This is a genomic window from Streptomyces sp. NPDC017943, from assembly GCF_044328425.1.
GTDB lineage: Bacteria > Actinomycetota > Actinomycetes > Streptomycetales > Streptomycetaceae > Streptomyces > Streptomyces djakartensis_A.
The window spans coordinates 395,410-402,110 of record NZ_JBIRHH010000008.1 but is presented as its reverse complement, the minus strand read 5'-3'; the positions used below and the strand labels follow the sequence as shown (position 1 = coordinate 402,110).

The window sequence follows — 6,701 nt, the reverse complement described above, 5'->3', positions numbered from 1 at the left end:
CCGAACCGACAAGCTCGCGATCGCCTACCAGGCCGCACTCCACCTCGCGGGCATCCTCATCTGGACCCGGCGCTGACCAAAGAGACAGAACCTAGTCGTGCCCGTCCTCGGGGGCGAGCGGGTTCAGCACTTCGCTGTTGGGGCGGCCGATGGTCCAGCCCTCACTGGGACAGTGAGGTGCTTGCCGAACGCGCCGAGCAGCTTGGCCTGGCCGTCGGGCCCGCCGGCGATCTGCTGCACGATCTCGCTGGCGCGGTGACCGTCAGGGGCGGGTTCGATCGTGCCGTCGTCGGCCCGCCGGCCCGCGTACAGGGTGGCGCCCAACATGCCGTTAGCCATGTAGGTGGCGGCGAACCGCACTTCGGGGGTGGCGGGGTACATCTGCCACGCCAGGCCTTGCCGGGCGTCGATGGTGGTGCCTCGGGACCCTCGAGCAGGGTGACGCCGGACACCCAGAAACCGGCGCAGTACACGCAGCTCACGAGCTTGGAGGCGGAGGAGCGGATCTTGCTGTCGACCTTCGTGGCGTGCCAGCTGTAGATGGCGTCGCGTGGCCGGTCGGCGATCGAGTCGTGCACGACGAGTTGAGTGCCGCGGTAGGCGGCTGCGGCCAGGACGAGGAACTCCAGAGCGCTGATCATGTCCACCCCTTGCTCGGATCTTGGGGGTTGCGACGGCGCATTATAGGACATTCAACGCGAACCGTGCTTCGCAACTGGCCACTGCGGGACGGCTTTTGATCTCCTTGGTGCGTCAACGCACCGAATACCAGGTCTGCTACAGTCCGCGCCGCGCACCTTGAGCAAGCGCGCACCGGGAGAACGGCACCGGCGGTCTCGCCGCAGTCAGCGTTCCGGACGGCGGGGGTTCGCGCATGCCCCGGCCGCCGGCGCCACCTTCCCCGACCGCTCGCCCACCGGGTCCCGGCAACCCCGAGCGCGGGGGCCCGGGCGTGAGCCCACCGACCCCGCCGAGCCCCACGGTCCACCTGACGCGACCGTGACGCCGGCGGAACCTCACACGACGGTCGGCCCGACCCTCATGGCCTGCAAGGCGCCGGACTGCGAACGCTGCCGCCCGCTCGGCAGCGTTCGAGTGAGGCCTGCTCCGCGCCTGGTGGATGCGCGACATGGACGACGAGGGAATCGGCGGCGTGAAGCGCCCCTGCCCGCACGGCGGCTGGTCGCCGTTCAACTGGTGGCACCAGACCCGCAGGGCAGCGCCTTGAGACGGCAGGCCTGACGGGCAGGCAGCCAGCCAGAACGGCGCCTCAAGAAGCCTTCACATCCGGAGACCACTCAAGGTGCGAGCTTGCACAAGGCCGCCGAGAATATATGTAGGCCATGCCGTGCAAGCCGACGGGGGTTCCGGCACCGGCATCACGAGCCTTTCAACGATTAGCTGTCTGCCGCCGGTGAGTGACCCGCCATGCAGTGAGTCGCCACACCGCCGGCACCCATCGAAACATTGCCACTCCTCTCACGAGAGGCATTGAGATCATGAGGATGAATGGAATCGACCGGAGCCGACTGGCCAGGGACGAGAAGGAGTATGGCGCCCTGCTGGCGAGCGACGAGGACTGGTTTGCCCGCACCGCCGAGGACGTCAAGCGGCTGCGTGAGAGTCGTCGTAGCCCCCTGTCAGATCTCGAGTACGAGGACTACAAGCAGTTCGCAGACAGCCTTCGTTTCCGCGATGGCGGATTGGTGTCTGGAAATTACAAGCCGCTGATGTCGCTCCCCCTGACCCGAATCTTCGAGGTCTTCGAAAGCTTCGGGATCAGCCGACAGCTGCTCGCCGAGGAGCCGACGGAGAGAGAGGGATGCGATGTGCACCTCGAGTGCCGAGAACTAGCACCAGGTGTCTGCGAGTTCAATTTCTGGTCCTACTGCATCCATCCTTCGCGCGCACACCACCACGACTAGGCCGTGTTTTAGAACGAGTTCTGTCGGGCTGGCCGTGCGGGGAAGTCGCAGGCGGCCAGCCAGGTGGTGAGGTCGCTGGCGATCCGGCCGATGCTGGTGTCGGTGGTGACCTCGTGTTCGCGGCAGGTGGTGTCCCGGCGGACGATCTCGTAGCCGCCTTCGTCGAGAACGGCCACCGAGGCGAATCAGGCGGGTTCATCCCGGTCGGGCTGGACGACGATGAACGTGTTGTCCGCGTCGTTCAGTTCACTGACCAGGTCGAACAGGGTGTCCTCGGACGGGTCGTCGACGTGGTGGCCGTCCTCGCTGTCGGCGCAGTAGTACTCAACCGCCATTGGTCCGCTGTCTCCCTTGCCGACGAACTTCGGGTTGCCGCCGCCAGGATGGCATGGGGTGCGGACAGCCCCTGGGCCTGCCCCACCAGCGGGTTCAGCAGCACGACGGCGGTCGAGGCCGACCAACGAACGTTGAACGCGGCAACGCGTCAGTGGAAGACCGAGAACTCTGTGCTCCGAGTGCGGCGATTGTCAGTGCAGTCCGGCATGATCCAGCCGACGCCGACCCGGCCGGGCGAGTAGCCGGTCAGAACATCGCCAGCGTCCCCAGCGGGCCCATGGGCTCCACCTCGGCCGGCTCGTCGGGCTCGTCGAACTCCAGCTGCACCGGCGAGGACAGGTCCACGATCTCCAGCAACCCTGTGCAGGACACGAGGGCGTCCCCGAACAGCTCGGGCCGCTCGGTCGGATCATGCCGCCACAGACGGCCCTGCCGGGGCGCCCAGCGACTATCGCGGCGGCTCATCCGCTCACACTGAGGGCACTCAATTCGGGGCATCTTCACGCAAACCAGTGTGCCTATGCCCGGTAGCGTGCGTACAACGATCACGCCAGGCGGGGGAACGCGAAACAGGCTGCGGAGGAGTGCGATAGGTCTAGGTGAGTGAACCCCTCCATGCCCCGCCGGCTCGACCCAGAGGCCGGCGAGCCCGCCTCGACCTGCGCACAAGCGGAGCAGTCGAGCACCTCCAGCAACTCCCCGTCGCCTGAACGACGATCTCAAGCAGCCGACTATACAAAGCCCTTGCGACGTCGCATCGCTGACGGATGGGCCAGCCTGCACCCGGGAGTCAAGGCGGGTGCAGCTATCGCAGTTGCACTTGGCCTCCACGTCGTAGCCAGCGTTAGCGAGGCCAGGGCCCGACTTTCACTTGAAGCCCAGGTGGATCCAGTGGAGGCGAAGGAGAGGGAGCGCAGGTACACGTACCACGGGGGTGGCTACTACGTGTGCAGCCATACGGGGTGCAAGAAGAAGGCAGACTGGAAGATCCCCACGCACGATTGCTGCGGTCGATGCTGGCCTGGACGCGAGTGCCTGAAGAAGGCGCAACGCGAATACGACGGCCCTGGCGGCTTCACCCACCGTTTCAATGACACATGGCTCAACCCCGACATCTGCCACATCTGCGGCGAGCCCCCCGAAGCGCACTGATCTGCACTCACCTACCAATCGCCCTGCCGTGCGCCCGGCCTCAGCCGCCGAAGTACTGAGGGTGGGCTTTCATGGCTTGCGCTGCCTCGCACATCGCCGTCAGGTCCAGCAGGAAGTGCCGCATCAACGGGACTCCAGACCGCTCGCGATCAGCTGTGCGCACGCTCCATGGGTTGCGGCCATCGGCCAACAGTTGTTCGACGGCTTGGTGGGCTGCGGTTTCAACGCCCTTGTCGATCCAGTCGCCGGGCATCTGGCTGCGCGCCGTGTCCAACCGGTTCCACTGCCTGCGCACCGCGGTCTTCCACAACCGGACTTCCATGATCTGATCACTGAAGCGAGTGAAGGACCTGAAATTCTCGCGGCGAAGTGCGTTACGAGCTGGAACCAGTTCCCCGAAGTCGTCGAGAAACCCGCGGAGGGCATCATCGCGACTCGGGTCGCCCAACGGCATCCGGCGAATGACGTCGATCTGCACCAGCAGGTCTTGACTCCGGGTCGCCACGTCGTCGAGACCACGGCCGTTGAACAGGCCGAGCAGACTCGTCACAAAGCCATCAACCTCAGCTGCTCCCCGGGCGTGGGCCTTCTCGGACTCCCTGTGCTCGACCTGGTTTCTCGTCAAGTAGTCAAGTCCCACGAGGGCAAAGGGGACGCCGAAGCAGGCACCGGTGATGCCCGAGAAGAGGTTCAGGAGGTAGCCGTGGTCCTGCCACCAGTCGACGTAGTCGAGCCAGGTGCCAAGCCCGATGCAGGCGAACCCGACGGGAACGCTTACGGCTATGAAGACGCGAGTCGTTCGCGGCAGCCTCTCGAACCAGTTCGGCGTCTGCGTGCTCGGCTGCGGCACAGCCCGCCCTCCCCATAAGTCGCTGCGAAGGGACCGACGTTAGCGCAGCTCTGCGCTCCGAGCGGGGCGATTGTCAGTGCAGTCCGGCACGATCCGCTCATGCCGATCCTGGACGACCTGCCTCCGTACCGCCGTGCGAAGTTGCTGTGGGACTTCGCGCACTTCGGTGTGGACGGTGTCAACGACATGGTCCGAGAGCGGGCCGGTCAGCCGTGTCACCTCTCGGGGTCAGCCGCACCCGCTCCTGACCGGGTCGCCGTTCTGGGTTGCGATGGCCGCTACCACCTGATGAGCGGCGAGCGGATGCTCTGCGCCGAGGCCCGCACAGACGAGGGCTGGGAGCACGTGCAGTTCTGTTCCTGGACGGAGATCGACGACCTGCTGGTGAGCGGTTACAAGCCTGACGGTGAGTACGGGTCAGTCCAGCAGCGGTGGGTCGTTTGTTCCACCGCTGAAGGCGTGCTGCCATCGGCGGTGCCGCAGGAGCAGCGGTGTCAGCACTCCGATTACGGGGTCTTCCACTACTGGCCCCCGCCCCCCGCCAGGACTGCGGTTGTCCGGCGGCTGCGCGCCGCTCTGGTCGAAGCCCTCGGCGAGGACTGCCACCTCTGTGGCTGTCTGCCCGGTACGATGGTCGATCACGACTACGCCACCGGCCTGGTTCGGGGCCTGCTGTGCAAGCTGTGCAACCGGACCGTTGAGGAGTGCCCTCACCTCGATGGCTGTCCGAAAGCCGACTACATGAAGTGTCCGCCGGCTGCGCACCTCGCTCTGCCGTACCCGTCTTACCTGGCGTGGGTGCCGAAGGCGGCAACGAGGCAACGGAAGGTCGAGCTGCTCGGCTTCGACCCGCTCCAGGACTGGCGTCCCTCGGCAGGGCCGTCCCGCTCCACCGGCTGAGCTACCTCCGCTGGCCGTCACTGATCACGCTTCGCTGCTCACGAGCCGATCCGCCTGCCGTATGCCGACGCCGGCCCCGGCCAGGCCGCGCCCGAACTGGCCGGGCTGCGGCGAGGTCGGCAGCGGGGCGTGGACGATCGCGCCGTGGTTGACCTCGGGGGTCAGGCCGTGCACCAGCACGCAGGAGGCGTCGATACGGCCAGGCCTGTCAGGGTCGGTGGGCTGCCACGTCGCCCACTCGTTCTCCAGGTCGACGAACGCCCCGCGCAGCCGCACCCTGTCCTCGACCATCTGCTGCGCGATGGGCTCGGCCCCAAGGAGCTTGCCTTGCTTGGCGCTGACCGCGTCGATGCCGGGCATCAGCTTGCCCTTGGGGATGGCGCCCTCATCCTGCAGCGCCTGCCACGCGGTGCCGATCGCCAGGGTGCACTTGTCGCGGCCGTAGTTCCACTCGACGTAGATCCCCCCGGCGTTCGTCTCGCGCGCCAGCAGGCAGGCTGTACGGGACCACTCGGCCGACGACATGGCGCGCGTCTTGTCGTCGGTGATCCACACGCGGTTGTCGGCGCCGAGGAACCCGCCGATGATGCCCGCGGTGTCCCGGCCCCCGCCGGACGGGTCGATCGACACGGCGATCCTCTACGGCTCCACCACGGTGATGCCGTCGCGGATGGAGCGCAGCAGGTCCCGGGAGACGAGCGTCCCTTGGGACGGCTGCGGGTCGCCCTGCGACAGGGCGTGCCAGTCCCGCACCGTCGACGTGCTCTTGACGTCGTGCCACCAGGCGAGCAGCTTGCGCCGGTTCTTCGTGGCTATCTTCGGGTGCGGCAGCGGGTCCCCCTCGCGCCGGCCCAGCGGGTCCGGGCCGAACTTCGCCGGGTCAGCGATCGCCGGAAGGTGCACGACCATCCAGCGGCCACCGTCCTCGAGTCGCCCGTCCTCCTCCAGCCGGCGCCCCGCGAGGTCATCGACGTGCCAGTGGGTCTGGATCGCCACCACCGCGTTGCGGTCCGGCTGCAGACGCTTCAGCGCCGCCGACGACCACCAGCCGTGCACCCGGTCGCGCATCCTCTTCGACTCGGCTTCCGCACGGTCCTTGTGCGGGTCATCGACCACGAGCAGGTCCACCGGGAAGCCGGTTAACGAACCGCCGCGACACCGAGCGGACACCGCCGCCCTTGTTGGTGTCGTAGTCCTGCGCCGCCTCCAACCCGGGCAGCAGCGCCAACCCGTACTCGCCGCCGTAGTCGGTGCTGTACTGCCGGATCGTCTTGCCCCGGCGCAGCGCCAGGTCGTCCGAGTACGAGGCGATCGCCACATTGTCCTCGCCGTCCAGCAGCAGCCACCAGAACGGGAACCACTCCGCGACCGTCGTGGACTTGCCGACCCGCGCCGGGGTGTAGATCAGCAGCCGGTCGTACTCGCCGCGCTCCAGCCCCACCAGTGCCTCGCTGCTGACCTTCAGGAGCGGCCGCATCCGGTAGGTGCCAAGCCCCGGGCGGGCGTCGCCGGGTCCCTCAGCAGGTTCTGTGCGGCCG

Annotated in this window: 8 protein-coding genes and 2 pseudogenes; 2 read left to right on the top strand and 8 right to left on the bottom strand. The window is 67.3% G+C overall.

The window, feature by feature from the left end; translation table 11 throughout:
• Nucleotides 1-123: 123 nt before the first annotated feature.
• Both ACH4C6_RS26785 and ACH4C6_RS26780 read right to left on the bottom strand, forming a co-directional pair.
• Nucleotides 124-381 (bottom strand): hypothetical protein, encoded by a 258-nt coding sequence (locus ACH4C6_RS26785; RefSeq protein WP_398111150.1) that lies wholly within the window; start codon nucleotides 379-381, stop codon nucleotides 124-126.
• A 65-nt stretch (nucleotides 382-446) separates the two neighbouring features.
• Nucleotides 447-641: pseudogene (locus tag ACH4C6_RS26780) on the bottom strand (DUF1360 domain-containing protein); the annotation flags it as partial.
• Between the two features lie 864 nt (nucleotides 642-1,505).
• On the opposite strand from ACH4C6_RS26780, the gene ACH4C6_RS26775 reads away from it, so the two are divergent.
• The gene (locus ACH4C6_RS26775; RefSeq protein WP_398111137.1) at nucleotides 1,506-1,925 is read left to right on the top strand and encodes a hypothetical protein; all 420 of its coding nucleotides are present in this window, start codon (nucleotides 1,506-1,508) and stop codon (nucleotides 1,923-1,925) included.
• Between the two features lie 8 nt (nucleotides 1,926-1,933).
• Here ACH4C6_RS26775 and ACH4C6_RS26770 read toward each other — a convergent pair.
• The 3 genes and pseudogenes from ACH4C6_RS26770 to ACH4C6_RS26760 form a co-directional block, all read right to left on the bottom strand.
• A pseudogene (locus tag ACH4C6_RS26770) lies at nucleotides 1,934-2,260 on the bottom strand (hypothetical protein).
• A 247-nt stretch (nucleotides 2,261-2,507) separates the two neighbouring features.
• Nucleotides 2,508-2,726: a hypothetical protein gene (locus ACH4C6_RS26765; RefSeq protein ID WP_398111136.1), complete on the bottom strand. Its 219-nt coding sequence runs from the start codon at nucleotides 2,724-2,726 to the stop codon at nucleotides 2,508-2,510.
• A gap of 727 nt (nucleotides 2,727-3,453) precedes the next feature.
• A complete protein-coding gene (locus ACH4C6_RS26760) occupies nucleotides 3,454-4,263 on the bottom strand; it encodes a hypothetical protein (protein ID WP_398111134.1) in 810 nt (269 codons plus the stop codon).
• A 99-nt stretch (nucleotides 4,264-4,362) separates the two neighbouring features.
• Here ACH4C6_RS26760 and ACH4C6_RS26755 point away from each other — a divergent pair, with 99 nt between their 5' ends.
• Nucleotides 4,363-5,163, top strand: a complete 801-nt coding sequence (locus tag ACH4C6_RS26755; protein ID WP_398111133.1) for an endonuclease domain-containing protein — start codon at nucleotides 4,363-4,365, stop codon at nucleotides 5,161-5,163.
• 24 nt (nucleotides 5,164-5,187) lie between these two features.
• On the opposite strand, the gene ACH4C6_RS26750 is transcribed toward ACH4C6_RS26755, so the two are convergent.
• The 3 genes from ACH4C6_RS26750 to ACH4C6_RS26740 are packed head-to-tail and all read right to left on the bottom strand — an operon-like array spanning nucleotide 5,188 to nucleotide 6,640.
• On the bottom strand, nucleotides 5,188-5,793 hold the full coding sequence (locus ACH4C6_RS26750; RefSeq protein WP_398111132.1) for a hypothetical protein: 606 nt from the start codon (nucleotides 5,791-5,793) through the stop codon (nucleotides 5,188-5,190).
• 9 nt (nucleotides 5,794-5,802) lie between these two features.
• Nucleotides 5,803-6,279 (bottom strand): hypothetical protein, encoded by a 477-nt coding sequence (locus ACH4C6_RS26745; RefSeq protein ID WP_398111131.1) that lies wholly within the window; start codon nucleotides 6,277-6,279, stop codon nucleotides 5,803-5,805.
• Nucleotides 6,269-6,640: a hypothetical protein gene (locus tag ACH4C6_RS26740; RefSeq protein ID WP_398111130.1), complete on the bottom strand. Its 372-nt coding sequence runs from the start codon at nucleotides 6,638-6,640 to the stop codon at nucleotides 6,269-6,271. The genes ACH4C6_RS26745 and ACH4C6_RS26740 overlap by 11 nt, the downstream gene beginning before the upstream one ends.
• Between the last annotated feature and the right edge of the window lie 61 nt (nucleotides 6,641-6,701).

Bases quoted from the DNA above. Each gene is read 5' to 3' on its own strand.
- ACH4C6_RS26785 (WP_398111150.1), bottom strand. From the start codon at position 381: ATGTACCCCGCCACCCCCGAAGTGCGGTTCGCCGCCACCTACATGGCT.
- ACH4C6_RS26775 (WP_398111137.1), top strand. From the start codon at position 1,506: ATGAATGGAATCGACCGGAGCCGACTGGCCAGGGACGAGAAGGAGTAT.
- ACH4C6_RS26765 (WP_398111136.1), bottom strand. From the start codon at position 2,726: ATGAGCCGCCGCGATAGTCGCTGGGCGCCCCGGCAGGGCCGTCTGTGG.
- ACH4C6_RS26755 (WP_398111133.1), top strand. From the start codon at position 4,363: ATGCCGATCCTGGACGACCTGCCTCCGTACCGCCGTGCGAAGTTGCTG.
- ACH4C6_RS26740 (WP_398111130.1), bottom strand. From the start codon at position 6,640: ATGCGGCCGCTCCTGAAGGTCAGCAGCGAGGCACTGGTGGGGCTGGAG.